Source organism: Janthinobacterium sp. YR213, assembly GCF_900099875.1.
GTDB classification, from domain to species: Bacteria; Pseudomonadota; Gammaproteobacteria; order Burkholderiales; family Burkholderiaceae_D; genus Janthinobacterium; species Janthinobacterium lividum.
In genome coordinates, this window is record NZ_FNDA01000002.1 from 892,216 (window position 1) to 918,544 (window position 26,329).

Here is a 26,329-nt window from a genome sequence, read left to right on the forward strand (position 1 = left end):
GTACAATCACGCCTAAAATTAACTCTGCCGGACCTCCAGAATCACTGGAGCGACCGTGCGCACGCCCTGTCCACTTGGAGTAGCAGTAATGACATTGAGTTCCGTTTTACACGACGTTTTGCAGTTCATGGCAACTGGCATTACCGATCTGTCCGCATGGCAAGTTTTCCTGTACACCATGGTGGTCACGCATATCACGATCGCCAGCGTCACGATTTACCTGCACCGCCATCAGGCCCACCGCGCGCTGGAATTGCACGCCATCCCCAGCCATTTCTTCCGTTTCTGGCTGTGGCTGACGACGGGCCAGGTGACCAAGGAATGGGCGGCCATCCACCGCAAGCACCACGCCAAGTGCGATACGGAAGAAGATCCGCATAGCCCCGTGACGCGCGGCATCAAGAAAGTCTTCTGGGAAGGCGCCGAGCTGTACCGCGCTGAATCGAAGAACATGGAAACCATGGCCAAGTACGGCCATGGCACGCCGACGGACTGGATCGAGCGCAACCTGTACACCAAATACAGCTGGCTGGGCGTGGTGTCCCTGTTCGTCATCAATTTCATCCTGTTCGGCGTGATCGGCATTTCCGTGTGGGCCGTGCAGATGATGTGGATCCCGATCACGGCAGCCGGCATCATCAACGGCATCGGCCACTACTGGGGCTACCGCAACTACGACTGCGCGGATGCGGCCACCAACATCATTCCGTTCGGCATCCTGATCGGCGGCGAAGAGTTGCACAACAATCACCATACCTATGCGACGTCGGCCAAGCTGTCGTCGAAATGGTATGAAATCGATATCGGCTGGGCGTATATCCGCGCGCTGGAAATGCTGGGCCTGGCCAAGGTGAAAAAGCTGGCGCCGGAGCCAAAGTTCTCGCATGGTAAGCTGGAGGCGGATTTCGAGACCTTGCAGTCCGTCATCGCCAACCGCTACGATGTGATGGCCAAGTATGCGAAATCGATCAAGCATGCCTGGAAGGAAGAGCTGGAACACCTGAAGCACAAGGCCGAGCTGGAAAAGCGCTTCCTGAAATCGTCGCGCAAGCTGATGCAGCGCGAGCCGGGCAAGCTGGCCGATGCGCATCACGAACAGCTGTCGGAATTGTTCCAGCACAGCAAGGCGCTGGAAACCATGCACCACATGCGCGTGGAATTGGGCGCCATCTGGGAACGTTCGCACTTTACGCGCGAGCAATTGCTGCAAAAGCTGCAAGACTGGTGCACGCGCGCCGAAGCGTCGGGCATCAAGTCGCTGCAAGATTTCTCCCTGCGCCTGCGCAGCTATGCCTGAGTAAGCTGTCGCGTCATATCAAGGCCCTGGTTTCCAGGGCCTTTTTTTCGTCCAGGCAGAAGGGGAGAGCGGTGAGATGAAAATCGGGGCGAAAAAAAACCGCTCATCGGAGCGGCTTTTTCATCAGAGAACACAATATCAATTACTTGATTTTGGTTTCTTTGTACGTTACGTGCTTGCGTGCTTTAGGATCAAATTTCATGATCTCCATTTTCGCAGGCGTCGTACGCTTGTTTTTGGTGGTCGTGTAGAAGTGACCCGTACCGGCGGTCGATTCTAACTTGATTTTGTCGCGGCCTGATTTTGCCATGATAGCTCCCTTATTCTGCTAATTAGACTTTTTCGCCACGAGCGCGCATATCGACCAATACGGCGTCGATGCCGACTTTATCGATGACGCGCAGACCGGCGTTGGACAAACGCAGGGAGACCCAGCGGTTTTCAGATTCAACAAAAATACGACGATTCTGCAAGTTAGGCAAAAAACGACGTTTGGTTTTGTTGTTTGCATGGGAAACATTGTTGCCGACCATCGGCTTCTTCCCAGTGACTTGGCAAACACGTGCCATGGCGCACTCCTTAAAGATATTCCAAATTGGAAAAACGAGAGTATATCCAAAATAAGCCGATTTATCAATGACTTGCGAAAAACAATTGTGTCATGTTGTATTGAAATAATTTAACAATTTGACTTTTCCCCTTCGTCATAGGGGGAAGCACTGGTAAACAGTGCTGTTTGCTGTTAGATAAGCGTCTTGCTGCTGTCACGTATGTCCTTGTTTACACATGGTTAACTGCTGCCTGGCCAGCCCCGGCCTAGATCTGGCCGTGTTCCGAGAAGGAATGTACTTGCCGCCCGGCAACGACGAAATGGTCGAGGATGCGCACGTCCACCAGCGACAACGCTTGCACCAGCGCGCGCGTCAGCAACAGATCCGATTCGCTGGGCTCGGGCGTGCCGGACGGGTGGTTGTGCGCCAGCATGACGCTGGCCGCGTTGTGCAGCAGGGCCTGCTTGACGACTTCGCGCGGATACACGCTGGTGTGAGTGAGGGTGCCGCGAAACATTTCCTGGGTGGTGATCAGGCGGTTCTTGACGTCCAAAAACAACACGTGGAATGCTTCATGCGCCAGGTGGCCCAGGGTCAGGCGCAGGTAATCCTTGACGGCGTGCGGCGAATTGAGGGCCTGGCCCGCTTGCAAGTCCTCAATGATGGCGCGCCGCGCCAGTTCCAGCACGGCTTGCAGCTGGGCGAACTTGGCGCTGCCCATGCCGTGCACGGCGGAAAAACTCACGAGGCTGGCGCCAAACAGGCCCCGCAGCGAGCCGAAGTGCTCGACCGTGTCGCGCGCCAGTTCCACGGCGCTCTTGCCGCGCACGCCCGTGCGCAGGAAGACGGCCAGCAATTCCGCGTCTGACAGCGATTGTGCGCCATCCTCGATCAGGCGTTCGCGCGGCCGTTCGCCGGCCGGCCAATCCTTGATGCCCATCTTGCCTCCCGTTCGCGCCCGGCTCGTCGTGGCGCCTGCCAACGATTGTCGCGCCTTCCCCGGGCGGCCATGCTGCGCTAGCTCGTCTTCATGGCGAATCATATGAAAAAAACAAAAACCAAGATGCCCGGCCTGGCCATTTTCAAGCGCTATGATTTGCCTGTCGTTGCATTCCATGCAAGTTTCAACTGCGGGGAGTCAGGGCCCTGAACTCAATGTCTTCCACTTGTTTTACAGGAGTCGTCATACCGTACATCAAAGTTGTCAATGGATTCATGCAAGAGTTCAACGCCGCCGGCGTCAACACGGGCAAGGTCAGCGGCATCGGCCTCAATGCGCACGCGTATCTGGAGCGCCGTCAATGGAGCGCTACCGCACCGCTGGCGCCGGAAGTGGAACATCCTGATTACAGTACCGATTTGCCTTATCTTGCGGCCAACGGCTTCAAGTACATCCAGGTGATGGTGGCGCCATTCAACGGCAGACAGGCTGACGGTACGGGCTATCAGGTATGGGACTACGTTGTCGGCGAGCCGAGGTTTGCCACCGACAACACGGTCGTGGACCTGAGAATTCAGGATAAATATTGCGAGGCAAGACAACCTGCATGCCTTGCTGAGCGCCATACGCCGTACGGGCGTGCAACTGGCATGCTATTGGGCCTGGAATGCGGGGAAAACCATGGAGCGCGCCGGTTTGAATCTGGTGGAGACGCCGGGGTACAGTAACAAACGCAAGGCTGTCTGGGGCGCCTTGCGCGGCCAAGATGCCATGCGTCCAGCACCGCCCAAGCCCTGTTGCGGCGTGACGAAGACCTTGCAATTCAAGCCTGGCCTGCTGCTCACCGTGCCGTCGTCCGTGCGCTACGAGAGCGCGGATTTTTCGCTGTCGTATTGCATCCGGCAACAGGACTTCTCCTCGACCGTTGCTCTGGCGCAGGCTTTTATCGCGCATCAGGCGAACAAGAAAGGATGGGGGCTGCTGACGCAGGATATCAAGACGTTCCTGTATTTATTCAATGGCGTTGGCGACAATGGCCTGGGCGCCAACAGCAATGGGCACGGCTTGAAGGTGGACATTCCCAACCGCTGGTTCCGCTGTACTTATACTGTGAAGCATGATGGACGCATCAGCCTGTATGTGGATGATTTCCTCATGTATCAGAGTTTGCAAAACATGGCGCCGCCATTCTTGAATGCCACTGGCATTCCGCTGGTGATCGGCCGTACCGTGGATGCGCTGGAGCAGGGCGCGCCCGCCTGGCAGTTGTCGGACGTCATCCTGTACGACCGCGTGCTGACACCGAAGGAAGTGTATGACTATGGCCAGTATGGCATCGTGCACCGGCCTGTGGGGCGCTGGAAGCTCGACGGCAACCTGGAAGACAGCTCCGGCTTCGGCAATCACGCCAGCACGGCGGGCGGGTTGACGTACGTCAATGTCTGATTCGCCGATCCGGCGTCGGATGTGTTGCGCGGCCATGTTTTTTGACAAAAGCATGGCCGCGCCGAGATGGCATGGGGCGCGCTGGCTCAGGGTGGCTTACAATATCGTTTTGCACCAGTTACTTGAAAACTACTATGTCCAACGAGCAACCAGCAGTCGTCACCGAAGCGGCTTACCTCACCCTGCATTATCGTCTTGCTACTGTTGACGGTACTGACATTGTCACGACCTTCAGCGGCAATCCCGCGACCTTGATGCTGGGACAGGGCCAGCTGGCGCCGTTCCTCGAGCAGCGCTTGCTGGGCTTGCCTGAAGGCACGCACCAGACGTTCGAGCTGGCGGCCGGCGAAGGCTTTGGCGAGCGCAATCCCGAGCTGGTGCAGTCCGTCTCGCGCGCTACCCTGGACGAGAACTCCGTGCCCGGTGCCGACTACAAGATCGGCGACCTGGTCGACTTCGCCGCCCCGGGCGGCGGCCGCTTTGCCGGCGTGCTGCGCGAAATGCGCGACGACTCGGCCCTGTTCGACTTCAACCATCCGCTGGCTGGCCAGCCGCTGCGCTTTGAAGTCAAGCTCATTTCGGTCCTGTAAGGAGTAGCGATGGATAAAGAACTGTTACTGGCCCAGCCCCGCGGTTTCTGCGCTGGCGTCGACCGGGCGATCGAAATCGTCGAACGCGCCTTGCAGCAATTTGGCGCACCGATCTATGTGCGCCATGAAATCGTCCACAACGCCTATGTGGTGGCCGACTTGCGCAACAAGGGCGCCATCTTCATTGACGACCTCGATGACGTGCCTGCTGGCAATACGCTCGTGTTTTCCGCCCATGGCGTGTCGAAAGCCGTGCGCGCCGAGGCGGAATCGCGCGGCCTGAGCATTTTTGATGCGACTTGCCCGCTGGTCACCAAGGTGCACATGGAAGTGGGCAAGATGCGCCGCGAAGGCCGCGAGATCATCATGATCGGCCACGATGGCCATCCCGAGGTCGAAGGCACCATGGGCCAGGCCGATATGGGCATGCATTTGGTGGAAACGCTCGAAGATGTGGCGAAACTGCAGGTCGCCAATCCGGAGAGCCTGGCCTATGTTTCGCAAACAACGTTGTCAGTTGACGACACTAGCGACATTATTGCGGCCTTGAAAGCGAAATATCCGAATATCGCCGAGCCGAAAAAAGGCGACATTTGCTACGCCACCACGAACCGCCAGGAAGCCGTGAAATTCATGGCCCCGCAAGTGGAAGTGGTGATCGTCGTCGGCAGCCCGAACAGCTCGAATTCGAACCGCTTGCGCGAAGTGGCCGAGAAGATGGGTACGCCAGCCTATATGGTCGACAATGCCTCGCAAATCGACCCCGCCTGGCTGGAAGGCAAGCTGCGCGTGGGTGTGACGGCTGGCGCCTCGGCGCCCGAGGTGCTGGTGCAAGCCGTCATCGACCGCTTGAAAGAGTGCGGCGTGCGTAGCGTGCGTCCGCTCGACGGTGTGCAGGAAGCCGTCACGTTCCCGATGCCGAAAGGCCTCGATGGCATCAAGCGCGACGTCGCCTGAGTCCGTATGGCTGTTGAGTATCGATGAAATAGTTACCTCAAAACCGAATTTAATTCGGAAATGATCGATTTATTCCAAGCTTAGTTTTTGCAAAAGATCGTTATGATTGCCTCAAGCTTGAATATGTTGTCGTTATGACTAAGCAAGGTCACGCCCGTTTTCAGTGCGTGCACCATGCTGGTGAGAACGGTCCAGGGATGGCACTGCAGGAATTCTTCCTCCGGTGCCGTTTTTGTATCAGCGACCCATGTTCTGGCGGAAGTTGTTCCCGAAAAATGCATATTTGATAGGGCAATCATGGATACATTCATCCAGCAGATCATTAACGGCTTGGTGTTGGGCAGCATGTATGCCTTAGTCGCCCTCGGTTACACAATGGTGTACGGCGTTCTGAACCTGATCAACTTCGCCCACGGCGACGTGCTCATGATCGGCGCCATGGTGGGCTTGACCATCCTCAAGCTGCTGGGCATCTATGTGCCCGACTGGCCCGGTTACCTGAAACTGGCTACCGCCATCCTCGGCGCCATTCCCATCTGTATTCTGGTCAATATCATCATCGAGCGGGTCGCCTACCGCCGCCTGCGCAACGCCCCCCGCCTCGCCCCCCTGATTACCGCCATCGGCGTCTCCATCCTGCTGCAAACCTTCGCCATGATGATCTGGACGCGCAATCCCTTGCCCTTTCCGCAATTGCTGTCGACCGATCCCATCAACATAGGCGGCGCCGTGATTTCGCAAACGCAAGTGCTGCTGCTGGCCCTGGCCGCGCTGTCGATGGGCGGATTGGTGTTGCTGGTGGAAAAAACGAAAATGGGCCGCGCCATGCGCGCCACGGCGGAAAATCCACGCGTGGCTGGACTCATGGGTGTCGATTCCGACAAGGTCATCGTTGCCACCTTCGCCATCGGCGCCGCGCTGGCGGCCGTGGCGGGCGTGATGTGGGGCGCCAACTACGCGTCCATCCAGTTCTCCATGGGCGCCATCCCCGGCTTGAAGGCCTTTTGTGCGGCCGTGCTGGGTGGCATCGGCAATATCTATGGCGCCATGCTGGGCGGTATCTTGCTGGGCATTATCGAGAGCCTGGGCGCCGGCTATATCGGCGACATCACGGGTGGTTTCCTGGGCAGCCACTACCAGGATATCTTTGCCTTCGTCGTGCTGATCATCGTGTTGACCCTGCGCCCGTCCGGCATCATGGGCGAACGCGTGGCCGACCGTGCCTGATGTGAAACTGGGAGATTAAATCATGGCACTACTCGATTTTGACGCTAAGAAAAATCCGACCAAAGCCTACGCCGGCATGCTGGGCCTGGCCGCGCTGCTGATGGTGTTCCCGTTTTTTGCCGCCCAGTTCGGCAACTCGTGGGTGCGCATCATCGACATGGCCTTGCTGTACATCATGCTGGCCCTGGGCCTGAACATCGTCGTCGGCTTTGCCGGCCTGCTTGACCTCGGCTACATCGCCTTCTATGCCGTGGGCGCCTACCTGACGGCCTTGCTGGCCTCGCCACAGTTCGCCATCCTGCTCGAATCGGTGGTGAACCAGTATCCCGTGCTGGGCGAAACCCTGGTGCAGCTGATGGGGCCGGAAATCCGCGAAAACGGCATCCACCTGTCGATCTGGATCATCGTGCCGCTGGCCGCCTTTGTTGCCGGCCTGTTCGGCGCCCTGCTGGGTGCGCCCACATTAAAACTGCGCGGCGACTACCTGGCCATCGTGACCCTGGGCTTTGGCGAGATCATCCGCATCTTCATGAACAATTTGAACGACCCGATCAATTTCACGAATGGGCCGCAAGGCATCAATCTGATCGACCCGATCCGCATCTTCGGCGTCAACCTGGCGGGCGAGGCGGGCACCAACAGCACCGTCATGGTGGCCGGTTTTTCCATGCCGTCCGTGAATGCGTATTACTTTTTGTTCCTCTTCCTGTGCATCGCCGTCGTGTTCGTCACCAAGCGCCTGCAGCATTCGCGCCTGGGCCGCGCCTGGGTAGCCATCCGCGAAGACGAGATCGCCGCCAAGGCCATGGGCATCAATACGCGCAACGTGAAATTGCTGGCCTTTTCCATGGGCGCTTCGTTCGGCGGCGTGGCCGGCGCCATGTTTGCCTCGTTCCAGGGTTTTGTTTCGCCGGAATCGTTCTCGCTGACGGAATCGATCGCCGTGCTGGCCATGGTGGTGCTGGGTGGCATCGGCCACATCCCCGGCGTGATCCTCGGTGGCGTGATCCTTGCCTCGATACCGGAAGTGCTGCGCCACGTGGTGGAACCGGCCCAGCAGGCGCTGTTCGGCCACGTGGTGATCGAGGCGGAAGTGCTGCGCCAGCTGCTGTATGGCCTGGCCATGGTGTTGATCATGCTCAACCGTCCTGCCGGCCTGTGGCCATCGCCGAAGCACGAAGACCGGCCCGACCACGATGTGGACCAGCCGAACAAATCCACCGGCGTCGTGTCCGCTTAAGGGAGGGATAGCATGAGCGAACAGATCATTCTCAACATTGCCGGCGTGAACAAGCGTTTCGGCGGCTTGCAGGCGCTGACCGACGTGGGCATCACCATCCGGCAAGGCCAGATCTACGGCTTGATCGGCCCGAACGGCGCCGGCAAGACGACGTTTTTCAACGTGATCACCGGCCTGTACCAACCCGATACGGGCACCTTCGAACTGGCCGGCAAGCCGTATTCGCCGTCCGCGCCGCACAAGGTGGCCAAGGCGGGCATCGCGCGCACCTTCCAGAACATCCGCCTGTTTGGCGACATGACGGCGCTGGAAAACGTCATGGTGGGGCGCCATGTGCGCTCGCACCAGGGCGTGTTCGGCGCCATCTTCCGCCACAAGGCGGCGCGCGAGGAAGAGGCGTCCATCCGCAAGCGGGCCATGGAGCTGCTCGATTTCGTCGGCATCGCCCAGTTCGCCAACCGCACAGCCCGCTTCCTGTCGTATGGCGACCAGCGGCGCCTGGAAATCGCCCGCGCGCTGGCCACCGATCCGACCCTGCTGGCCCTCGACGAGCCGGCGGCGGGCATGAATGCGACGGAAAAGCTGGCCTTGCGCGAGTTGCTGGTGAAAATCAAGGCCGAAGGCAAGACCGTGCTGTTGATCGAGCACGACGTGAAACTGATGATGGGACTGTGCGACCGCATCACGGTGCTCGAATATGGCAAGCGCATCGCCGAAGGCTTGCCGGCCGAAATACAACAAAACCCGGCCGTCATCGAGGCTTACCTGGGGGGATCGCACGCATGAGTAATATATTGAAGGTGGCGGGCCTGCACGTGGCCTACGGCGGCATCAAGGCGGTGAAAGGCATCGACCTGGAAGTGAACGAGGGCGAGCTGATCGCCCTGATCGGCGCGAACGGCGCCGGCAAGACGACGACCCTGAAAGCCATCACGGGCACCTTGCCGGCCTGCAAGATCGAAGGGACGATCAGCTACCTGGGCGAGTCGCTCAAGGGCACGAAATCGTTCCACTTGGTGGAAAGGAAACTGGCCATGGTGCCGGAAGGGCGGGGCGTGTTTACCCGCATGTCGATCCGCGAAAACCTCATGATGGGCGCCTACACGCGCACGGACAAGGCGGGTGTCGAGGACGACATCGCGCGCTGGTTCGATGTGTTTCCGCGCCTGAAGGAACGGGCGGCGCAGATGGCCGGCACCCTGTCGGGCGGCGAGCAGCAGATGCTGGCCATGGCGCGCGCGCTGATGAGCCACCCGAAGCTGCTGCTGCTCGATGAGCCATCGATGGGCCTGTCGCCCATCATGGTCGAGAAAATTTTCGAGGTGATCCGCAAGGTGTCGTCCGAAGGCATCACGATTCTGCTGGTCGAACAAAATGCCCGCCTGGCCCTGCAGGCGGCGCACCGCGGCTATGTGATGGATTCCGGCCTGGTCACCATGGGCGGCAACGCGGCCGCCATGCTCGACGACCCGCGCGTGAAGGCGGCGTATCTGGGGGAGTAAGAGGGATCAGGCATAAAAAATGCCCCAGCTGGGCTGGGGCATAATGGCATCCGTCGGGGAAGTACGGGATGGATGCCTGGAGGAGCCGATAACAGCGGACCGCCGTAGCGGTCGCGCAGGAATTACTTGGCAGCGCGCGGCACGACTTTTTCAGCCGCTTGCGTGAACTGGTTCACGGCCGAGGTCAGGTTCGCTTCGATGGCTTCGACGGCTTGCTTGCTGGTTTTCGAGAATTGCTCGTAGCCTGCATTGGCGTTGCCGATGGCGCTTTTCAGGATGGCGACGGCGTTTTCCGAACCGGCTGGCGCGTTCTTGGTGACTTCTTCCACCAGCGACAGGACTTTGCGGTTGGTTTCAGCGATTTGCGATTCAGCAGCTTTGCTGAATTCGGCTTGCGTGCCGGACGTGATGGCAGCCAGGTGACGGCCGTAAGCGATGGCTTTTTCAGCGCCAGGCTGGGCTTGGGCAGAGGCCAGCGAGAAGAATTCTTGTGGATCTTTTGCCGACAGCAATTGCTTGGCGGCGGCGGTCGATTCTTCCAGCGTTGCCTTGGCAGCGGTCAGGTTCAGTTCGACGATCTTTTCGATGCCTTCGAAGGCTTTGCCCGTCAACGACGAGAACAGGGCGAATTGGGCTTCCAGGTTGGCTTTGGTAGCGGACGAAAATTGCTCAGGAATTGAAAACATATAAATCTCCAAAAAATCGAAATCTGGTTAATTTGATGCTGCGTGTACCGTTTGGGAAAGCAGGTGAATCTAAATTTTTCAAGCTGAACAAGAATTGTGCAACGCAACAAACCCTATTCTACGGCGAAAAAAAACGAAGTCAAGCGATTCTTGTGCGATGCAACAATTGAATAGATTTGGGTCAAAAGCCATTGTTTCTAAACGGAAATATTTGATTTCTGAGTGTTAATGGTTTAGCCCTAAACCATTATTTCCCCGCCTTTCAGGACGGGTGCGGCGCAGCATGCTAGACTTTGCCTCCCGCACTGGCGCAGCGCTCCGGTGCCGATCCTGTTTCCCGAGTTGATACCATGTCCAATCTTCCCGCCGCGGCTGGCGCCAGCGGCAAAGCCTCTTTCCTGACGACCCTGGCGCCGATGGCCTTGCCCGGCTTCTTCGTGTTGTTATGGAGCACAGGTTTTATCGTGGCCAAGTTCGGCTTGCCGTATGCGCCGCCGCTGACCTTTTTGCTGCTGCGCTTCCTGGGCGTGCTGGTGCTCCTGCTGCCGCTGGTGCTGCTCTTGCGCGCGCCGTGGCCCGTGGGCCAGTTCCGCCAGATCGCCGTGGCCGGCATATTGATGCAGGCCGGCTACCTGGCCGGCGTCTGGTGCGCCATCAAGCTGGGCATGCCGGCCGGCCTCTCTGCGTTAATTGTCGGCATGCAGCCCGTGCTGACGGCCTGCGCCGCGCCCCTGATCGGCGAATCCGTGCGCCCGCGCCAGTGGCTGGGCCTGTTCTTTGGCTTGCTGGGCGTGGCCCTCGTCGTGTATGCGAAGATCAACCTCGTGGGCCTGACGGTGGAAAGCGTGCTGCTATGCGTGTTCGCGCTGCTGTCGATGACGGCCGGCACCATGTACCAAAAACGCCACTGCCCGCAATTCGACTTACGCACCGGCACGGTGGTGCAGTTTGCCGCCTCCATCGTGGTGGTCTTGCCATTCGCCCTGTATTACGAAGGACTGGACTTGCATTTCAGCAATGTGCAATGGACGGCGAATTTCATCGGCGCCTTGCTGTGGTCGGTGCTCGTGCTGTCCATCGGCGCCATCTTCCTGCTGTTCGCCCTGATCCGCCGCAGCGATGCGACAAAAGTGACGGGTCTGCTGTACCTGACGCCGCCCACGACGGCCGTGATGGCCTGGCTGATGTTTGGCGAAGCGTTCAATATGCTGGGTATCGCCGGCATGCTGGTGGCCGTGGTCGGCGTGGTGTTCGTGGTCAAGAAATAGACTAGATATAGCGGGAGAGCAGGGCAGTGAGCAAGCAAGCATCTGAAACACAGTCGGCGCAGCAAGCCGTGGACGCCGTCATCGTGTCGCGCCGTTCGATCCGCGCCTTTTTGCCCACGCCGGTGGCGCAGGACGATATTGCGCGCATCCTGGAAGTGGCGGCGCGCGCGCCATCGGGCGCCAACATGCAGCCGTGGAAAGTGTATGTGCTGTCGGGCGAAGCGCGCCTGCGCCTGTCGCGCCGCATCCTGGCCGCCTACGACGCGCCCAAGGCAGCCGATGCACCCGCGCGCACGGCATCGTACACCTATTACCCGCGCCAGTGGACGGCGCCGTTCATCGAGCGTCGCCGCAAGATCGGCCTGGACCTGTACCAGCTGCTGGGCCTGGAGCGTGGCGACACGGCCGGCATGGCGGCCCAGCATGGACGCAATTTCCAGTTTTTCGATGCGCCCGTGGGCCTGATCTTTACCATCGAACGGGTGCTGGAACAGGGTTCCTGGCTCGACTACGGCATGTTCTTGCAAAACATCATGCTGGCAGCGCGCGCGCGGGGACTCGACACGTGCCCGCAAGCGGCCTTCATCCATTACCATGACATCATCCGCGACGAGCTGGGCGTGCCGGCCAGCGAAATGGTGGTGTGCGGCATGGCCCTCGGCTATGCCGACCCGGACAAGGTCGAGAACCGCCTGAACACGGAACGCGAGCCGCTGGCCGGCTTTGTTAAATTCATGGACAAATAGACATTACTGGCGACGGACACGGTCAAACAAGCGGTTAAGGATGAGTTTGTTTGCTGATCGCCAACGATTTGTATTTCATTGCTGCAATAAATACTGTCCTAACTGTTAAATAGACTTGCGATTACTCTGCATTTCGCTACACTGCAATAAGGCAACAGCTTCACGGGGAATTATCGAATGGCTAAGTTTAAACTTGTGCTGGGTATCCTGGCTTCCCTGCTGTTTGCGCTGGCGCCGGCTGCTGCCGTGCACGCCAAGGAAGCGAACGGCAAATCCTCTGCGTCCAAGAAACAAAATACCAAGAAAGTCAAAGTCGTGCTGCGCAAGGGCGCGACGGCCGCGCCGCGCGAAAAGACCGTGCGCCGGGTCGTCATGGTGCGCGGCAAGCGCAAAGTCATCTATCAAAAAGTCAGCAGCGTGGCCGTGCCCATGGCTGCACCGATGCCGACCATGGGCGATCTGGCCGGCCTGAACCTGACGCGCGATCCGCTCGACCTCAAGTCCAGCGTGGCGCTGGTGCTGGACCAGGCCAATGCGGAAGTGCTGTTTGAAAAGAATTCCAATGTTGCCTTACCCATCGCCTCCATCACCAAGATGATGACGGGCCTGGTGGTGGTCGAAGCGCGCCAGGACATGGATGAATTGCTGACGATCACGGACGAGGACGTTGACCGCGCCAAGTTCAGCAGTTCGCGCCTGAAAGTGGGTTCGCAATTGACGCGCGCGAATATGCTGCACATCGCCTTGATGAGCTCGGAAAACCGCGCCGCCTCGGCGCTGGGCCGCAACTATCCGGGCGGCTTGCCGGCGTTTGTCGACGCCATGAACAGCAAGGCGCGCCAGCTGGGCATGATGGATACGCATTACGTCGATTCTAGCGGCCTGTCGAAAATGAACGTGGCCAGCGCGCGCGACCTGGGCAAGCTGGCCATGGCCGCTTTCCGCCATCCGCTGCTGCGCGAGTACTCGACGGACCCGAAAGCCATCGTCGAAGCCAGCGGCCAGCCCATGCAGTTTGGTAATACGAATCACCTGGTGGCCAACCCGGGCTGGGAGATCGGCTTGCAAAAGACGGGGTTCATCAATGAGGCGGGACGTTGTTTGATGATGCAGGCTGTCATCGAGGGACGGGCCGTGATCATGGTCTTCCTAGACTCCAAGGGAAAACAGTCGCGTACGGCCGATGCGGGACGCATGCGCAAGTGGCTGGAAGCTTTGAAGCCAGCCAATATGAGCCTGCCCGGCGGCTAAAAATATACAGGGCAGCGTAGCTGCCCTGTATATTTAGTCTTGCGGGATATAGCCCAGCGTGATGGAAATCTGGTTCGCCGTTTCCACCAGGTCCACCAGCCACTCATCCTGCAGACGGTCGGCCGGTGCCGAGATCGACAGGCCGGCGATCAGCTTGCCGGAGTCGTCGCGGATGCCGGCGGCCATGCAGCGCACGCCCAGTTCCAGCTCTTCATTGTCGCGCGCATAGCCGCGCTCGCGCACCAGGCTCAGTTCGCGCTCGAGTTTTTGCAGATCCGTGATGGAATTCTTGTTGTGTCCGGCCAGGCCCGTGCGCGTGGCATACGCGCGGATGGCTTTCGGCTCGTCCACCGACAGGAACAGCTTGCCGGTCGAGGTCAGGTGCAGCGGGCCGCGGCCGCCGATGGCGCGTACCACCTGCATGCCCGAGCGCTCGGAAAAGGCGCGGTCGATGTAGACGATCTCGTCGCCCTGGCGCACGGACAGGTTGATGGTTTGCTGGGTTTTCTTGTGCAGCTGGCGCATGAAATCCAGCGCCGCTTCGCGCACGCTGAGGCGGCTTTTCACCACATTGCCCAGTTCCAGCAGGCGCATGCCCAGCCGGTACGTGCCCGGTTCGATGCGGTCGACAAAGCGCGTCAGCACCATGTCGTTGAGAATGCGGTGCGCCGTCGAGGGGTGCAGGCCGGAAACCTTCGACAATTCCTTCAGGCTGACCGGGTCCGAATATTTCGCCAGGGCATCAAGCAGGGCGACCATGCGTTCGATCACCTGTATCGTTGTCTTGGGGGCCGCGACCGGTTCAATTTTCATGATGGATTTGGTGCAATGCAGTATTCATGCTTCTTTATACCATAATGTGAAAAAATAGTGAAATGTTCCGAGATATTCAGCGAATAAATGGTCACAGTGCTATGTCGCCCCCATAATGTGCCCACTGCACTTGATTTACATATGGAAAACTATGCAACCTGTAAATGAATTCAAAAGTAAGAGTGGCTTGAAGCGGATCTTTTCCGCTTTTTTCTACTCGCTCGATGGCTTGAAGGCGGCCTGGCGCCATGAACACGCGTTCCGCCAGGAGCTGGGCCTGTTCGTCGTCGGCACGGTGATCGCCTTGCTGCTGCGCATCTCCGCCTTTGAAAAGCTGGTGCTGATCGGCGTGCTGCTGCTCGTACTGATCGTCGAGCTGATCAATTCCGCGCTGGAGGCCGTGGTCGACCGCATCTCGCTGGAGCGCCATCCGCTGTCGAAGAACGCCAAGGATTTCGGCAGCGCGGCCGTGTTGCTGACCTGCATCCTGGCCTTCGCCACTTGGGCAGTGGTCCTCTTTAACCGTTTCTATTGAACACCTGTCAAAACCTACTGCGCGTCGGTATAGGCAGCCTGCGATGCTCACTGTACTAAAGCACAGTTGCGCTTCTCGACCGCCTCTCCCTTCCGCTCGCTACGGTTTTGTCAGGTGTCCTTGGTTTTAACCGCTTTATCCCCGTTGTGCGCCATCCATATGCGAAAAACGCATATCAAACGGCGAAACGCTTCGTTCTCTTTGCGGCCATAGCGCCGTAATCTGGTGGTTCTGAAAGTTCAACCACTCGGGGATCTTAGATGCTGTCGAAAAAAATCATCATTGCCGCCGCCATCAGCGCGTTTGCCATTCTGCAAACGGCGCAGGCTGCCGATATCACCCTGCTCAACGTGTCGTATGACCCGACGCGCGAGCTGTACCAGGATGTGAACACGGCATTTGCCAAGGAGTGGAAAGGCAAGACGGGCGACAACGTCAAGATCAAGCAATCGCACGGTGGCTCCGGCAAGCAGGCGCGCGGCGTCATCGATGGCCTGGAAGCGGACGTGGTGACCTTGGCCCTGGCCTATGACATCGATGCGCTGGCCGAGCACAAGCTGCTGGCCGCCGACTGGCAGAAGCGCTTGACGCACAACAGCTCGCCGTACACCTCGACCATCGTGTTTCTGGTGCGCAAGGGCAACCCGAAAGGCATCAAGGACTGGAATGACTTGATCAAGCCGGGCGTCTCCGTCATCACGCCGAACCCGAAAACCTCGGGCGGCGCCCGCTGGAACCACCTGGCAGCGTGGGGCTACGCGCTGCGCCAGCCGGGCGGCAACGAAGCGAAGGCCAAGGATTTCCTCGGCAAACTGTATAAAAACGTGCCCGTGCTCGACTCCGGAGCGCGCGGCGCCACCACCACGTTTGTTGAGCGCGGCATCGGCGACGTGCTGATCGCCTGGGAAAACGAAGCTTACCTGGCCGTCAAGGAACTGGGTCCGACCAAGTTCGACATCATCACGCCGTCCGTCAGCATCCTGGCCGAGCCGCCCGTCGCCGTCGTCGACAAGTTTGCCGACAAGCACGGCACGCGCAAGGTGGCCGAGGCTTACCTGAACTACCTGTACACGGACGAAGCGCAAGACATCATCGCGAAGAATTACTATCGTCCGGCAACGGACAAGGCGGCGAAGAAATACGCGTCGCAATTTGCCAAGGTCAACCTGTTCACCATCGAGCAAGTAGCAGGCGGCTGGACGGCGGCACAGAAGGCGCACTTTGCCGACGGCGGCATCTTCGACCAGATCTACCAGCCTAAATAATATCGGATGGCACGATTGCCAGACCGTTACTAAAAGGATCCACCATGGCGCTGCGCAGCTTTTCCGATTACCGGGTACTGATCGTGCCGGGCTTGCATAACAGCGGTCCCGAGCACTGGCAGAGCCGCTGGCAGCGCCTGTATCCGCAATTCGAGCGGGTCGAGCAGGACGACTGGAACGCTCCCGATCTGGTCACCTGGTCGGCGCGCCTGGACCAGGTACGGCGGCAGGATGCGCGCCCGACCCTGATCGTGGCCCACAGCTTCGGCTGCCTGACGACGGCGCACAGCCTGGCCCGCGATCCGCAGGGCGTGGCTGGCGTGCTGCTGGTGGGGCCGGCCGATCCCGACAAGTTTGGCGTGGCGAAGGCCTTGCCGCAAAAACGGTTGCCTTGCCCCGGCATATTGATCGCCAGCCAGACCGACCCATGGATGACGGCCGAACACGCGGCGCAGTGGGCACGGCGCTGGAATTGCAAGTATATTGATGGCGGTGCGCTGGGTCATATCAACGCCGAGTCGCGCCTCGGTGACTGGGTCTACGGCCAGGCGCAACTGCAAACACTGTTTGATCTGGCGCAAAGCGACAAGCGCCACCGTCAGGCAGCCTGATTCGACGCACATCCCATTGCCACACAACCTCACAAGGAGATCACGATGACTTTACGCTTGGGCGATGTCGCCCCTGATTTTGAACAAGACAGCTCGATCGGCCCGCTCAAGTTCCACGAGTGGGCGGGCAATTCCTGGGTGGTGCTGTTTTCCCACCCGGCCGATTTTACCCCCGTGTGCACGACGGAACTGGGCCTGACGGCCAAGCTCAAACCGGAATTCGACAAGCGCAACGTGAAGGCCATCGCGCTGTCCGTGGACGCGGCCGAGTCGCACAAGAGCTGGATCAAGGATATCGAAGAGACGCAAAACACGGTGGTCGGCTTCCCTATCATCGCCGACGTCGACAAGAAAGTATCGGTGCTGTACGACATGATCCACCCGGAACAGTCCGTCACGGCCACCGTGCGCTCCGTCTTCATCGTCGATCCGAACAAGAAAGTGCGCCTGATCCTCACGTATCCGCTGAGCACGGGCCGCAACTTCAATGAAATCCTGCGCGTCATCGATGCCCTGCAATTGACGGACGGCTACACGGTGGCCACGCCCGGCAACTGGAAAGATGGCGACGACGTCATCATTCCATTGACCGTGCAAGACCCGGACGTGATCAAGCAGAAATATCCGAAGGGCTTTACGGCCGCGAAACCATACTTGCGCCTCACGCCGCAGCCGAACAAGTAATTCCGGGGTCAGACCCCATGGGTCTGACCTCAGCCGTCAAGGTGTTGGGTTAAGTGTGTGCCCAACCCCACCCCAAAAGCCGGGGTCGGACCCACAGGGTCCGACCCCTTTTTTTTCGCCCAGCATTTCCATCGGCAAGTATGCAAAATCCATCTAAGCAAATGAGAAATGGTTAGTTCTTTTTATAACGATTGCATGTGATTATTGCGGCCTATAACTCAAAAATGTAATAAGAAGGAGTTTCTATGTCTGCAGCATCAGCAGCACCGCTCAAGGCGCGCGGAGCGCCGTTTCGGGTCATGCCGGGGTTTAAGCTGTCACTGGGCTTCACGCTCTTTTACCTGGCCTTGATCGTCCTCATTCCGCTGTCGTCGGTGTTCCTGAAAACTTTCACCATGACATGGGACGCCTTCTTCAGCGCCGTCACGTCCGACCGCGTGATGGCGTCGTACCGCCTGACGTTTGGCGCTTCGCTGATCGCCGCGCTGCTGAACGTGGTGTTTGGCGGCATCCTGGCCTGGGTGCTGGTGCGCTATAAATTCCCCGGCAAGCGCATCATCGACGCGCTGGTCGACTTGCCGTTCGCCTTGCCGACGGCCGTGGCCGGCATCACCCTGACGGCTTTATATTCGTCGAACGGCTGGTTCGGCCAGTTCATCGAAGGCGTGCTGGGCATCAAGGTGGCATTCACGCCGCTGGGCGTGGTGGTGGCGCTGACCTTCATCGGCTTGCCGTTTGTCGTGCGCACCGTGCAACCGGTGCTGGAAGACGCGGAAAAGGAACTGGAAGAAGCCGCCGCCAGCCTGGGCGCCAATTCCCTGCAAACGTTTATCCGCGTCATCTTCCCCACGATCTTGCCATCCTTGCTGACGGGCTTTGCGCTGGCCTTCGCCCGCGCCACGGGCGAATACGGTTCCGTGATCTTTATCGCCGGCAATATGCCCATGGTGTCGGAAATCACGCCGCTGTTCATCATTACCAAGCTGGAGCAATACGATTACGCGGGCGCCACGGCCATCGCCGTGGTGATGCTGGTGGTCTCCTTTTTGCTGTTGTTGACGATTAACCTGCTGCAAGCATGGACGCGCGGAAAGGCGAAGAAATCATGAGTACGAATACGACTGCCATCGCTGGCGTGGACAATGCGCGCCCGACGGCGCGCCGCTTCGAGCCGAATGTCGGCCCTGTCGTGCTGGAGCCATTGTGGGTGCGCACGGTACTGATCACCATCGCCCTGCTGTTCCTGACGACCTTTTTGATCGTGCCCCTGGTAGCCGTGTTTGCGGAAGCGTTCAAGAAGGGCTGGGAAGCGTATATCGCCGCCATCATCGATCCGGACGCGATTTCCGCCATCAAGCTGACCCTGATCACGGCCGCCATCGCCGTGCCGCTGAACCTGGTGTTCGGCGTGGCCGCTTCCTGGTGCATCGCCAAGTTCGACTTCCGCGGCAAGAGCATCTTGCTGACCCTGATCGACTTGCCGTTTTCCGTCTCGCCCGTGATTTCCGGCCTGATCTATGTGCTGATGTTTGGCGCCCAGGGCTGGTTCGGCCCGTGGCTGCAGGCGCACGACATCAAGATCCTGTTTGCCGTGCCCGGCATCGTGCTGGCCACCATTTTTATTACCTTCCCGTTCGTGGCACGTGAACTGATCCCGCTGATGCAGTCGCAGGGCAGCGAAGAGGAGGAGGCCGCCATCGTGCTGGGCGCGTCGGGCTGGAATACCTTCCGCCGAGTCACCTTGCCGAATATCAAGTGGGGTCTGCTGTATGGCGTGATCCTGTGTAACGCCCGCGCCATGGGCGAGTTCGGCGCCGTGTCCGTCGTCTCCGGCCATATCCGCGGCGAAACGAACACCATGCCGCTGCAGGTGGAGATTCTGTACAACGAGTACAACTTCGCCGCCGCGTTCGCCGTCGCCTCCCTGCTGGCCCTGCTGGCCCTGGTGACTCTGGCCCTGAAAGCTTTCATTGAGTGGCGTTTGAACGAGAGCGACGCCGACGATTCCGCCTTACGTTCTACGGAGCACTGATATGACCATCGCAGTTAAAAACATCCACAAGCGTTTCGGCGATTTCGTCGCCCTCGACAATATCTCGCTGGACTTTCCCGCCGGCGAATTGACGGCCCTGCTGGGTCCATCCGGTTGCGGCAAGACCACCTTGCTGCGCATTATTGCCGGCCTCGAACATCCGGACAGCGGCCAGGTGCTGCTGGACGCGGAAGACGCGTCGAACCGCCACGTGCGCGAGCGGCAAGTGGGTTTCGTCTTCCAGCATTACGCGCTGTTCAAGCACATGACGGTGTTCGAGAATGTGGCCTTCGGCTTGCGCGTGAAGTCGCGCAGCGAGCGCCCGTCGGAAGACCAGATCCGCCGCAAGGTGAAGGATTTGCTGGAACTGGTGCAGCTGGACTGGCTGGCCGACCGCTATCCGCCGCAGCTGTCGGGCGGGCAACGCCAGCGCATCGCCCTGGCGCGCGCGCTGGCTGTCGAGCCCCGCGTGCTGCTGCTCGACGAGCCGTTCGGCGCTCTGGATGCCAAGGTGCGCAAGGAATTGCGCCGCTGGCTGCGTCGCCTGCATGACGACTTGCACGTCACCAGTATTTTCGTCACGCATGACCAGGAAGAAGCGCTGGAAGTGGCGGACCAGGTGGTGCTGATGAACAAGGGCACCGTCGAGCAACTCGGTTCCCCGGAGCAAGTCTACAACCACCCGGCGTCGCCCTTCGTGTATGGCTTCCTGGGCAACGTCAACCTGTTCCACGGCCGCGTGCACGACGGCGTGATGGCAACGGGCGACGCCAGCTTCGAGGTGCCCGATTACGCGGGCGTGAGCGACAGCAAGGGCACGGCCTATGTGCGTCCGCACGACCTGGAAATCGACCGCTACACGCAGGGCGCGGAAGGCATCGTTGTGAAACTGAGCCGCGCCCATGCGATCGGCCCGCTGGCCCAGCTGGATTTGCAGCGCGTGGATAACAGCGAGCTGATCGAAGCGGTGATGTCGAACGAGCGTTTTACCCATCTGCAGCTGAAGGAAGGCGAGACATTGGTTGTCCGCCCGAAACGCCTCCATGTATTTGTTGAACCCACCCGAACTTGATACAGGATAGCCATGAACTTTCAACAATTGCGATCGATCCGCGAAGCGGCCCGCCGCGGCTATAACCTGACGGAAGTGGCCAACGCCCTGTTCACGTCGCAGCCGGGCGTGAGCCGGCAAATCCGCGAACTCGAGGATGAGCTGGGCGTGGTGATTTTCGAGCGCAACGGCAAGCGCTTGACGGGCTTGACGGAGCCGGGCAAGGGTATCCTGAAGATCGTCGACCGCCTCTTGATCGAGGCGGAAAACCTGCAGCAGGCCAGCCTCGAATACAGCGGCCAGACCAGTGGCACGTTATCGGTGGCGGCCACGCACACGCAGGCGCGCTATGCGCTGCCGAAAGTGGTGCAAAGCTTCCGTGCCGCTTTCCCCGATGTGCGTATCGCGCTGCAGCAAAGCGCGCCCGAGCACATCGCGGAATGGGTGCTGTCCGGCAAGACCGATATCGGCATCGCCACGGAAGGCTTGAGCCAGTTCCCCGACCTCGTGTCGTTCCCGTGCTACCGCTGGAGCCACTTGATCGTCGTGCCGGACGGCCACCCGCTGCTCGAGCATTCGCCCATCCGCCTGGAAGACCTGGCGAAATATCCGCTGATTACCTACGACAAGGGTTTCACGGGACGCGGCCATATCGACGACGCCTTCGCCAAGGCGGGCGTGGCGACCGATATTATTCTCACTGCCATGGATTCCGACGTCATCAAGCAATACGTGGCGCTGGGTCTGGGCGTGGGCATCGTCGCATCGATGGCCTTCGACCATGGCCGCGACAAGGGCTTGCGGGCCGTGGAAGCGTCGCATCTGTTCGCCACCAACACGACGCGCCTGGCCGTGCGCCGCGGCGCCTACCTGCGCGCGTACGCCTATGAGTTCATCCTGCAACTGGCGCCGGACCTGACGCGCGAAGACATCGACCGTGCCATGGCGGGCGAGGACGCCCTCTAGGCGATGGCTGCCCTTTGCGCGCGCGTCAGGCTGGCCACGGCGCGCGCGTAGCTATCCTGTACCAGCTCCGCCAGGTAGTCAGCCGGGAAGCGCGCCACATCCACGATCGTCACCCAGTGAAAGCGGCCCATGTAACGGGCCGGTTTTACGCCCGGCATGTCCGTCAGTTCGATAAAGCGCCCGGCGCTGACCCGCAGGCTGAAGCGCCAATGCTCCGGTGCGCTGGTCTTGAAGTAAGCAAATTTTTTCCCCGCCACTGCATACACGAGGATATTTGACGGCGCACCGTACAGCACGGCTTGCGCGCCGGGCAGGGCCGCGCAAAATTCCTTCAATTCATCTATTGTCATTCGTTAACCGCCATGAATTGTTGCGTGTTGTGGTCGAAGGCATAGGCCGCGCCGGCCGGAGCATCCAGCAGCGCAATAAAACGGTCGTCCACGCTGAGCACGGCGCCCAGCGACACGAGGGCCACGTTGGCGCTGTCGTGCATGTAGTCGTCGCTCTCGTCGTTGGCCGTGAAGCGCCAGCCGCTGTCGTCGTCGTTGTCAGGCTCCTCGCGGTACAGATAACCGACGGGCGCGCCGTCTTCCAGCACTTTTTTCGTCACGAAGCACAGGCCCGCGTAGCGGTTGACGAGGTTATCGTCATCGTCGTGCTGGGTATTGATGATGTGGCGCGCATCGAAGGCGACGGGGTCCTTGGCCTGTAAATCCTGGATGTAGCCGGGCATGTTGTCGAGCTTGCCGGTGAAGTGGCCATGCGGTTCGACCGTATCCACCAGCACCCACATGCGCTCGGCGCCCGGCGCATGTGGATCGTCGCTGTGGAAGGCGAAGATCAGCTTGACCACCTCGCCGGGGCGCACCTGGGCGATGGCCTCGGGTGGCGATTTATAGAACGTGTAGGGATGGCGCGCCGCCAGTTCGGCGGCGTCGGCCAGGTGCCAGCTGGGCATGGTTGCTTATCCGTGATCAAAAAGAGTAAGACCCATGGTAGCCGATTGCGTGTCAGGATGACCACGCATACCTTCCGGCTTGCCATTGGTACAGGGCGACCCTGCCACTTTACATGTGCTGAGATACAACAATCCTGTTCCCCGGGACGGCGAGCACTCATGGCAACGATGGCGGCAAGCCCCGTGATAGCAGGCCTCGCCAATAAATTGATAAGACCAATTGAAATTTTCAATGGCCGAAGATGTTTCTTTTATTGTATTTAGATTTCCTGGATGATATCTTTTGTCCAATCGCAAAAAAATATAACAAAAATATAATCAACATTGTAGTTTTTGAAATTCATCGATAGGGGAAACTATGAACATGACTAAACATGCCGTGCTGGGTCTCTGCCTCGCTGTTTCGGCTTGCCTGGCGCCATTGGCCCAGGCTGCTAGCTGGGTGGAAATCACCGACCCTGCCATGAGCGGCTTCCTGGTGGGCGGCAATACCGTCACCTATGGCAGCGTGGCAGCGGACGCGGTCTGGGTCTATGACGGCGCCAACCCGGCCGGTGCGCAAAGCGCGGCCGCCATCAAGAGCTTGGTCAGCAGCAAGTTTGGCCTGCCCTCCAGCGGCGCAGGCTCGCTGGTCTTTGCCGCCCAGGGCGACCTGGCCAGCAGCAAGTCCGGTTCGTTTACCGTCAACTCCAGCTTTGACTACCTGGCCGTGCATTATGGCCGTGGCGAACTGTTGTTCCACTGGGACACGCCGCTTGCCGCGAATACGGTCTTCAGCATTGCCAACCTGCCGCGTGGCCTGAGCAATTTCCGCGCGTACAACTCCGTCTCTGCCGTGCCTGAGCCAGCGACCTACGGCATGCTGATGCTGGGCCTGGGCCTGGTCGGTTTTGTCGCGCGCCGCCGCCGCGCCTGAGCCTGATGCGCCTGCGGGCGCAAGACATGAAAAAGCCCGGAAACGCGATGCGTTCCGGGCTTTTTGCATGGCAGAGCGCTATTTACCAGCTATAGCCAGCCTTGGCGTAGTAGTAGCGGCCGTTGAAACCGTTCGGCGCGAAGATGCTGTACGGCTGGGTGCCGTTGACGTTCAGGTTGCCCGCGCTCGTCACTTGCGCCGGGTAGCGGTTGGTGACGTTGTCGATGCCGGCCACCAGGCGCCAGTTCTTGCCCAGTTTCACGGAACCGGACACGTCCAGCACCCATTGCGGATCATACGTCTGGTCCAGCTTGACATCGTTCTGCGGCACGGTGAAGCTGCCGTAGCGCGTCACGACGCCGTGCGCATTCCAGATGCCGAAGCCGTAGTCGGCGGCCAGGCTGAACTTGTCCTTCGGCGAGGCCACCGTGATGCGGTCGATGCTCTGGCGGTCGATCAGTTTCAGGTTGTTGGCCGTCAGGATGGCTGGATTGTCGGCGATTTTCTGTACCGTGCTCTTGTTATGGTTGTAGGCCACGGTGAGATCGAGGCGGTCCTTGTCCTGCAGGTCGATGCGGTAGGTGCTGACGATGTCCACGCCTTCCGTGCGCGTGTCGACGGCGTTGGTGAAGTAGCGCGCCGCGCCCACGCTCGAGCCTTGCGTCGCCAGCTGGGCCTTGAGCTTGTCGTTCAGCGCCAGGTTGGCCGAGAACAGGATGCGGTTATCGATGTCGATGCGGTAGGCGTCTACCGTCGTGGTGAAGTTGCGGCTAGGCTGGAACTGCAGGCCCAGGCTGTAGTTGCGGGCTTTTTCCGGTTTCAGGTCCTGTGCGCCCAAGGCGCGCGCCTGCGGCGTGTTGACGGCAAAGGTGCCCGTCTCGATGGCCGTATTGTTGCCGTTGATGACCTGGAAGTTGGTGGTGGTGATGGTGTAGTACTGCTGCGCCAGCGATGGCGCGCGGAAGCCGCTCGATACGGTGCCGCGCAGGGACAGCGCGTCCGTGAAGGAGTAGCGGGCCGAGCCCTTGGCCGAGGTGGTGCTGCCGAAATCGCTGTAGCGCTCATGGCGCAGGGCCACGCCGCCCGACAGTTTCTTCGTCGCTTCCGCTTCCAGGTTCACATAGATCGACTCGTTGTGGCGCGAGTGGCTGCCTGCGTTGACAGGGCGGAAGCCGGCAAAGCCTTGCGAGCCGCCGCCTGTGTACGACGCTGCGTCGCCGGCGCCGATGCTGTATTTCTCATGCCGCGCTTCCGCGCCGACGGCTACAGTCAGCGGACCCGTAAAGTAGGAGACGGGAAACTCGCGCGCCGCGTCCAGGTTGAATACGGTCTGTTCATTCTTCAGCGAGCCGGCATAGAAATGCGTGGGGCTGTTCGCGCCCAGCGACTGGTTGACCGTGTTGTCCAGGTCCAGTTCGAACTTGTTGCTGCCGTAATTGATGCTGGCATCCCAGCGCCAGCCGGCCGCTTCACCGCGCAAGCCCGTGACGAGGGACTGGTCCGTCAAGGTGCTGTTTTGCAGCGGCAAGAAGCCTTCCGGATAGATCGGCGTGCGCTGCGAGTAGACCTTGGTGACGGGATCCTGGATCAGGGCCGTGCGCCAGGTGGCGGCGGCCGACGTGTCGCGCTTGCCATAATTGCCGAAGGCATACCAGTCGATATTGTCGTTGATGCGGTATTCGCTGTTGAGGAAAATCGTTGCCGGCTTGCTTTCCGGATCGCCATAGCGCTGGTTGACCTTGCCATAGCGCGGTTCCAGCGGATTGCGGAAGTCGGCGCCGGCGCGGTTGGTCGGGTCGCGTTCCGCCACTTCCGCCGAGACGCGCACCCAGCCGTCGTCACCCAGGGCGAAGCCGGCCGAACCCTTGATGGATTTTTGCTTGCCGTCGCGTTCCTGCGTCTGGCCATAGCCCACTTCGACGTCGCCGCCGGCCGCGCCTTTTTTCAGGATGATGTTGATCACGCCGGCGATGGCATCGGAACCGTACTGGGCCGCCGCGCCATCGCGCAGCACTTCCACGTGGTCGATGGCAGCCAGCGGGATGGCGTTCAGGTCGACGGGCGCCGAGCCGCGGCCCAGGGAACCGTTGACGTTGACGACGGCCGAGGTGTAGCGGCGCTTGCCGTTCACCAGCACCAGGGTCTGGTCGGGCGACAGGCCGCGCAGCTGGGCCGGACGCACGGCGTCGCTGGCGTCGGCGCCCGTGGCGCGGGCAAAGTTCAGCGATGGCAGCAGGCGCGCCAGCACGGTGGCCAGTTCGCCCGAACCCGTACTTTGCAGGTCGCGCGAGGTGAGGATGTCGATAGGCGATTCGGAATCGATGGTGCGGCGGTTCTTGGCGAAGGTACCGGTGACCACCACCGATTGCAGTTCACCTTCGGCCGGCAGCTCTTGCTGCGCTTGCGCCTGCATTGGCAGGCTGAAGCAGGCGATCAGGCTGGCGGCGATAACGGTTTTCACGGGCAGGGCGGGAAGCTGGGAGCGGGCGGTGCTTGAACTCATCGACAATATCTCTTCGGTTGGTGGATGCGCGAACCATGGCGGTCCGGTGATGACATCAGAGTAACAGTGGGCCTGTGGCGTGCTTACGAATCGTTCTGTCTATCGATATGCAATAAATGTCTGATACACGTCCAAATGGCGCGGGTAGCGCATATGGCCTCGTTTCCAGCATACGACCGGGCACGGCAAGGCCGCAATGCTGCACAGCAGTAAATTGCCAGCTGTTGTATAAATACGACTATCTGCGATGAGCGTGGGGAGCCTGGCGGCGGCATGCGCCGCCAGACGAGCGCG

The 26,329-nt window shown here is 59.9% G+C and carries 30 protein-coding genes; 21 read left to right on the forward strand and 9 right to left on the reverse strand.

The genetic code is table 11. The annotated features are described in order from the left end of the window. The first annotated feature begins 88 nt into the window (after nt 1-88). The gene (locus BLT98_RS13170) at nt 89-1,297 is read left to right on the forward strand and encodes a DesA family fatty acid desaturase (RefSeq protein ID WP_034785142.1); all 1,209 of its coding nucleotides are present in this window, start codon (nt 89-91) and stop codon (nt 1,295-1,297) included. Nucleotides 1,298-1,439: 142 nt separating this feature from the next. On the opposite strand, the gene rpmG is transcribed toward BLT98_RS13170, so the two are convergent. The 3 genes from rpmG to radC all read right to left on the reverse strand — a co-directional run bounded on the left by rpmG (nt 1,440) and on the right by radC (nt 2,788). Next, nucleotides 1,440-1,607: a 50S ribosomal protein L33 gene (rpmG, locus tag BLT98_RS13175; RefSeq protein WP_010400929.1), complete on the reverse strand. Its 168-nt coding sequence runs from the start codon at nt 1,605-1,607 to the stop codon at nt 1,440-1,442. 22 nt (nt 1,608-1,629) lie between these two features. Next, nucleotides 1,630-1,866, reverse strand: coding sequence for a 50S ribosomal protein L28 (rpmB, locus tag BLT98_RS13180; protein ID WP_010400928.1), 237 nt, complete (start codon nt 1,864-1,866; stop codon nt 1,630-1,632). Between the two features lie 247 nt (nt 1,867-2,113). Then, nucleotides 2,114-2,788 carry a RadC family protein gene (radC, locus tag BLT98_RS13185; protein ID WP_070256677.1) on the reverse strand — a complete coding sequence of 225 codons (675 nt, stop codon included), beginning with the start codon at nt 2,786-2,788 and terminating at the stop codon, nt 2,114-2,116. Nucleotides 2,789-3,063: 275 nt separating this feature from the next. Between radC and BLT98_RS13190 the strand changes: the two genes are divergently transcribed. The 4 genes from BLT98_RS13190 (at nt 3,064) to ispH (ending at nt 5,781) form a co-directional block, all read left to right on the forward strand. Next, nucleotides 3,064-3,516, forward strand: coding sequence for a hypothetical protein (locus BLT98_RS13190; RefSeq protein ID WP_092608373.1), 453 nt, complete (start codon nt 3,064-3,066; stop codon nt 3,514-3,516). A gap of 43 nt (nt 3,517-3,559) precedes the next feature. Beyond that, the gene (locus BLT98_RS13195; RefSeq protein WP_170846372.1) at nt 3,560-4,234 is read left to right on the forward strand and encodes a LamG-like jellyroll fold domain-containing protein; all 675 of its coding nucleotides are present in this window, start codon (nt 3,560-3,562) and stop codon (nt 4,232-4,234) included. A 134-nt stretch (nt 4,235-4,368) separates the two neighbouring features. Continuing rightward, nucleotides 4,369-4,824 carry an FKBP-type peptidyl-prolyl cis-trans isomerase gene (locus tag BLT98_RS13200; RefSeq protein WP_034785165.1) on the forward strand — a complete coding sequence of 152 codons (456 nt, stop codon included), beginning with the start codon at nt 4,369-4,371 and terminating at the stop codon, nt 4,822-4,824. A 9-nt stretch (nt 4,825-4,833) separates the two neighbouring features. Next, nucleotides 4,834-5,781 (forward strand): 4-hydroxy-3-methylbut-2-enyl diphosphate reductase, encoded by a 948-nt coding sequence (gene ispH, locus BLT98_RS13205; protein WP_034785166.1) that lies wholly within the window; start codon nt 4,834-4,836, stop codon nt 5,779-5,781. Between the two features lie 80 nt (nt 5,782-5,861). Here the strand turns inward: ispH and BLT98_RS29190 are convergent, their stop codons facing one another. Further along, nucleotides 5,862-6,128 (reverse strand): hypothetical protein, encoded by a 267-nt coding sequence (locus BLT98_RS29190; protein ID WP_167468615.1) that lies wholly within the window; start codon nt 6,126-6,128, stop codon nt 5,862-5,864. Between BLT98_RS29190 and BLT98_RS13215 the strand changes: the two genes are divergently transcribed. From BLT98_RS13215 to BLT98_RS13230, 4 genes are read left to right on the forward strand one after another with little or no spacing between them, the layout of a single operon-like run. Further along, nucleotides 6,079-7,008, forward strand: a complete 930-nt coding sequence (locus BLT98_RS13215) for a branched-chain amino acid ABC transporter permease (RefSeq protein ID WP_034785168.1) — start codon at nt 6,079-6,081, stop codon at nt 7,006-7,008. The two genes, BLT98_RS29190 and BLT98_RS13215, sit on opposite strands and share 50 nt — an antisense overlap. A gap of 22 nt (nt 7,009-7,030) precedes the next feature. Then, nucleotides 7,031-8,248, forward strand: a complete 1,218-nt coding sequence (locus BLT98_RS13220) for an ABC transporter permease subunit (protein ID WP_034785169.1) — start codon at nt 7,031-7,033, stop codon at nt 8,246-8,248. Nucleotides 8,249-8,260: 12 nt separating this feature from the next. Then, on the forward strand, nt 8,261-9,034 hold the full coding sequence (locus BLT98_RS13225) for an ABC transporter ATP-binding protein (RefSeq protein ID WP_070281341.1): 774 nt from the start codon (nt 8,261-8,263) through the stop codon (nt 9,032-9,034). After that, nucleotides 9,031-9,750 carry an ABC transporter ATP-binding protein gene (locus BLT98_RS13230; RefSeq protein ID WP_070256673.1) on the forward strand — a complete coding sequence of 240 codons (720 nt, stop codon included), beginning with the start codon at nt 9,031-9,033 and terminating at the stop codon, nt 9,748-9,750. The genes BLT98_RS13225 and BLT98_RS13230 overlap by 4 nt, the downstream gene beginning before the upstream one ends. A gap of 122 nt (nt 9,751-9,872) precedes the next feature. On the opposite strand, the gene BLT98_RS13235 is transcribed toward BLT98_RS13230, so the two are convergent. Beyond that, nucleotides 9,873-10,436, reverse strand: a complete 564-nt coding sequence (locus tag BLT98_RS13235; RefSeq protein WP_092608379.1) for a phasin family protein — start codon at nt 10,434-10,436, stop codon at nt 9,873-9,875. Between the two features lie 416 nt (nt 10,437-10,852). Between BLT98_RS13235 and BLT98_RS13240 the strand changes: the two genes are divergently transcribed. The 3 genes from BLT98_RS13240 to pbpG all read left to right on the forward strand — a co-directional run bounded on the left by BLT98_RS13240 (nt 10,853) and on the right by pbpG (nt 13,701). Then, entirely contained in the window at nt 10,853-11,704 is an 852-nt protein-coding gene (locus BLT98_RS13240) for a DMT family transporter (protein WP_244517490.1), read from the forward strand. Nucleotides 11,705-11,730: 26 nt separating this feature from the next. Further along, nucleotides 11,731-12,450: a nitroreductase gene (locus tag BLT98_RS13245; protein ID WP_070281339.1), complete on the forward strand. Its 720-nt coding sequence runs from the start codon at nt 11,731-11,733 to the stop codon at nt 12,448-12,450. A gap of 177 nt (nt 12,451-12,627) precedes the next feature. Beyond that, nucleotides 12,628-13,701 (forward strand): D-alanyl-D-alanine endopeptidase, encoded by a 1,074-nt coding sequence (pbpG, locus tag BLT98_RS13250; protein WP_092608385.1) that lies wholly within the window; start codon nt 12,628-12,630, stop codon nt 13,699-13,701. Between the two features lie 33 nt (nt 13,702-13,734). Here pbpG and BLT98_RS13255 read toward each other — a convergent pair whose 3' ends face one another. Then, nucleotides 13,735-14,514, reverse strand: coding sequence for an IclR family transcriptional regulator (locus tag BLT98_RS13255; protein WP_010400908.1), 780 nt, complete (start codon nt 14,512-14,514; stop codon nt 13,735-13,737). 151 nt (nt 14,515-14,665) lie between these two features. Between BLT98_RS13255 and BLT98_RS13260 the strand changes: the two genes are divergently transcribed. From BLT98_RS13260 to BLT98_RS13295, 8 genes are all read left to right on the forward strand, one after another. Continuing rightward, a complete protein-coding gene (locus tag BLT98_RS13260) occupies nt 14,666-15,049 on the forward strand; it encodes a diacylglycerol kinase (protein WP_070281337.1) in 384 nt (127 codons plus the stop codon). Between the two features lie 260 nt (nt 15,050-15,309). Next, nucleotides 15,310-16,314, forward strand: a complete 1,005-nt coding sequence (locus BLT98_RS13265) for a sulfate ABC transporter substrate-binding protein (protein ID WP_034785183.1) — start codon at nt 15,310-15,312, stop codon at nt 16,312-16,314. Nucleotides 16,315-16,358: 44 nt separating this feature from the next. Further along, a complete protein-coding gene (locus tag BLT98_RS13270; RefSeq protein WP_092608387.1) occupies nt 16,359-16,925 on the forward strand; it encodes an RBBP9/YdeN family alpha/beta hydrolase in 567 nt (188 codons plus the stop codon). 45 nt (nt 16,926-16,970) lie between these two features. Beyond that, a complete protein-coding gene (locus BLT98_RS13275; RefSeq protein ID WP_034785187.1) occupies nt 16,971-17,609 on the forward strand; it encodes a peroxiredoxin in 639 nt (212 codons plus the stop codon). Nucleotides 17,610-17,908: 299 nt separating this feature from the next. Further along, nucleotides 17,909-18,718: a sulfate ABC transporter permease subunit CysT gene (gene cysT, locus BLT98_RS13280; RefSeq protein ID WP_099408869.1), complete on the forward strand. Its 810-nt coding sequence runs from the start codon at nt 17,909-17,911 to the stop codon at nt 18,716-18,718. Continuing rightward, the gene (gene cysW, locus BLT98_RS13285) at nt 18,715-19,641 is read left to right on the forward strand and encodes a sulfate ABC transporter permease subunit CysW (RefSeq protein WP_034785420.1); all 927 of its coding nucleotides are present in this window, start codon (nt 18,715-18,717) and stop codon (nt 19,639-19,641) included. Before cysT ends, cysW begins: the two co-directional genes overlap by 4 nt. Before the next feature lies 1 nt (nt 19,642). Beyond that, entirely contained in the window at nt 19,643-20,713 is a 1,071-nt protein-coding gene (locus BLT98_RS13290; protein ID WP_034747519.1) for a sulfate/molybdate ABC transporter ATP-binding protein, read from the forward strand. A gap of 12 nt (nt 20,714-20,725) precedes the next feature. Beyond that, entirely contained in the window at nt 20,726-21,658 is a 933-nt protein-coding gene (locus tag BLT98_RS13295; protein WP_070256667.1) for a CysB family HTH-type transcriptional regulator, read from the forward strand. On the opposite strand, the gene BLT98_RS13300 is transcribed toward BLT98_RS13295, so the two are convergent. Next, entirely contained in the window at nt 21,655-22,008 is a 354-nt protein-coding gene (locus tag BLT98_RS13300; protein ID WP_092608390.1) for an MmcQ/YjbR family DNA-binding protein, read from the reverse strand. The two genes, BLT98_RS13295 and BLT98_RS13300, sit on opposite strands and share 4 nt — an antisense overlap. Beyond that, the gene (locus tag BLT98_RS29510; RefSeq protein ID WP_092608393.1) at nt 22,005-22,616 is read right to left on the reverse strand and encodes an immunity protein Imm33 domain-containing protein; all 612 of its coding nucleotides are present in this window, start codon (nt 22,614-22,616) and stop codon (nt 22,005-22,007) included. The genes BLT98_RS13300 and BLT98_RS29510 overlap by 4 nt, the downstream gene beginning before the upstream one ends. A 358-nt stretch (nt 22,617-22,974) precedes the next feature. Here BLT98_RS29510 and BLT98_RS29515 point away from each other — a divergent pair, with 358 nt between their 5' ends. Continuing rightward, on the forward strand, nt 22,975-23,532 hold the full coding sequence (locus tag BLT98_RS29515; protein ID WP_092608397.1) for a PEP-CTERM sorting domain-containing protein: 558 nt from the start codon (nt 22,975-22,977) through the stop codon (nt 23,530-23,532). Between the two features lie 82 nt (nt 23,533-23,614). On the opposite strand, the gene BLT98_RS13315 is transcribed toward BLT98_RS29515, so the two are convergent. After that, complete coding sequence (locus BLT98_RS13315) at nt 23,615-26,035, reverse strand: TonB-dependent receptor plug domain-containing protein (protein ID WP_092608400.1); 2,421 nt, start codon at nt 26,033-26,035, stop codon at nt 23,615-23,617. Between the last annotated feature and the right edge of the window lie 294 nt (nt 26,036-26,329).

What these genes read in the sequence shown, in the direction of transcription:
- BLT98_RS13170 (WP_034785142.1), top strand. Translation starts at nt 89, where the DNA reads ATGACATTGAGTTCCGTTTTACACGACGTTTTGCAGTTCATGGCAACT.
- rpmG (WP_010400929.1), bottom strand. Translation starts at nt 1,607, where the DNA reads ATGGCAAAATCAGGCCGCGACAAAATCAAGTTAGAATCGACCGCCGGT.
- rpmB (WP_010400928.1), bottom strand. Translation starts at nt 1,866, where the DNA reads ATGGCACGTGTTTGCCAAGTCACTGGGAAGAAGCCGATGGTCGGCAAC.
- radC (WP_070256677.1), bottom strand. Translation starts at nt 2,788, where the DNA reads ATGGGCATCAAGGATTGGCCGGCCGGCGAACGGCCGCGCGAACGCCTG.
- BLT98_RS13190 (WP_092608373.1), top strand. Translation starts at nt 3,064, where the DNA reads ATGCAAGAGTTCAACGCCGCCGGCGTCAACACGGGCAAGGTCAGCGGC.
- BLT98_RS13195 (WP_170846372.1), top strand. Translation starts at nt 3,560, where the DNA reads ATGCGTCCAGCACCGCCCAAGCCCTGTTGCGGCGTGACGAAGACCTTG.
- BLT98_RS13200 (WP_034785165.1), top strand. Translation starts at nt 4,369, where the DNA reads ATGTCCAACGAGCAACCAGCAGTCGTCACCGAAGCGGCTTACCTCACC.
- ispH (WP_034785166.1), top strand. Translation starts at nt 4,834, where the DNA reads ATGGATAAAGAACTGTTACTGGCCCAGCCCCGCGGTTTCTGCGCTGGC.
- BLT98_RS13215 (WP_034785168.1), top strand. Translation starts at nt 6,079, where the DNA reads ATGGATACATTCATCCAGCAGATCATTAACGGCTTGGTGTTGGGCAGC.
- BLT98_RS29190 (WP_167468615.1), bottom strand. Translation starts at nt 6,128, where the DNA reads ATGCTGCCCAACACCAAGCCGTTAATGATCTGCTGGATGAATGTATCC.
- BLT98_RS13220 (WP_034785169.1), top strand. Translation starts at nt 7,031, where the DNA reads ATGGCACTACTCGATTTTGACGCTAAGAAAAATCCGACCAAAGCCTAC.
- BLT98_RS13225 (WP_070281341.1), top strand. Translation starts at nt 8,261, where the DNA reads ATGAGCGAACAGATCATTCTCAACATTGCCGGCGTGAACAAGCGTTTC.
- BLT98_RS13230 (WP_070256673.1), top strand. Translation starts at nt 9,031, where the DNA reads ATGAGTAATATATTGAAGGTGGCGGGCCTGCACGTGGCCTACGGCGGC.
- BLT98_RS13235 (WP_092608379.1), bottom strand. Translation starts at nt 10,436, where the DNA reads ATGTTTTCAATTCCTGAGCAATTTTCGTCCGCTACCAAAGCCAACCTG.
- BLT98_RS13240 (WP_244517490.1), top strand. Translation starts at nt 10,853, where the DNA reads ATGGCCTTGCCCGGCTTCTTCGTGTTGTTATGGAGCACAGGTTTTATC.
- pbpG (WP_092608385.1), top strand. Translation starts at nt 12,628, where the DNA reads ATGGCTAAGTTTAAACTTGTGCTGGGTATCCTGGCTTCCCTGCTGTTT.
- BLT98_RS13255 (WP_010400908.1), bottom strand. Translation starts at nt 14,514, where the DNA reads ATGAAAATTGAACCGGTCGCGGCCCCCAAGACAACGATACAGGTGATC.
- BLT98_RS13260 (WP_070281337.1), top strand. Translation starts at nt 14,666, where the DNA reads ATGCAACCTGTAAATGAATTCAAAAGTAAGAGTGGCTTGAAGCGGATC.
- BLT98_RS13265 (WP_034785183.1), top strand. Translation starts at nt 15,310, where the DNA reads ATGCTGTCGAAAAAAATCATCATTGCCGCCGCCATCAGCGCGTTTGCC.
- BLT98_RS13270 (WP_092608387.1), top strand. Translation starts at nt 16,359, where the DNA reads ATGGCGCTGCGCAGCTTTTCCGATTACCGGGTACTGATCGTGCCGGGC.
- BLT98_RS13275 (WP_034785187.1), top strand. Translation starts at nt 16,971, where the DNA reads ATGACTTTACGCTTGGGCGATGTCGCCCCTGATTTTGAACAAGACAGC.
- cysT (WP_099408869.1), top strand. Translation starts at nt 17,909, where the DNA reads ATGCCGGGGTTTAAGCTGTCACTGGGCTTCACGCTCTTTTACCTGGCC.
- cysW (WP_034785420.1), top strand. Translation starts at nt 18,715, where the DNA reads ATGAGTACGAATACGACTGCCATCGCTGGCGTGGACAATGCGCGCCCG.
- BLT98_RS13290 (WP_034747519.1), top strand. Translation starts at nt 19,643, where the DNA reads ATGACCATCGCAGTTAAAAACATCCACAAGCGTTTCGGCGATTTCGTC.
- BLT98_RS13295 (WP_070256667.1), top strand. Translation starts at nt 20,726, where the DNA reads ATGAACTTTCAACAATTGCGATCGATCCGCGAAGCGGCCCGCCGCGGC.
- BLT98_RS13300 (WP_092608390.1), bottom strand. Translation starts at nt 22,008, where the DNA reads ATGACAATAGATGAATTGAAGGAATTTTGCGCGGCCCTGCCCGGCGCG.
- BLT98_RS29510 (WP_092608393.1), bottom strand. Translation starts at nt 22,616, where the DNA reads ATGCCCAGCTGGCACCTGGCCGACGCCGCCGAACTGGCGGCGCGCCAT.
- BLT98_RS29515 (WP_092608397.1), top strand. Translation starts at nt 22,975, where the DNA reads ATGAACATGACTAAACATGCCGTGCTGGGTCTCTGCCTCGCTGTTTCG.
- BLT98_RS13315 (WP_092608400.1), bottom strand. Translation starts at nt 26,035, where the DNA reads ATGAGTTCAAGCACCGCCCGCTCCCAGCTTCCCGCCCTGCCCGTGAAA.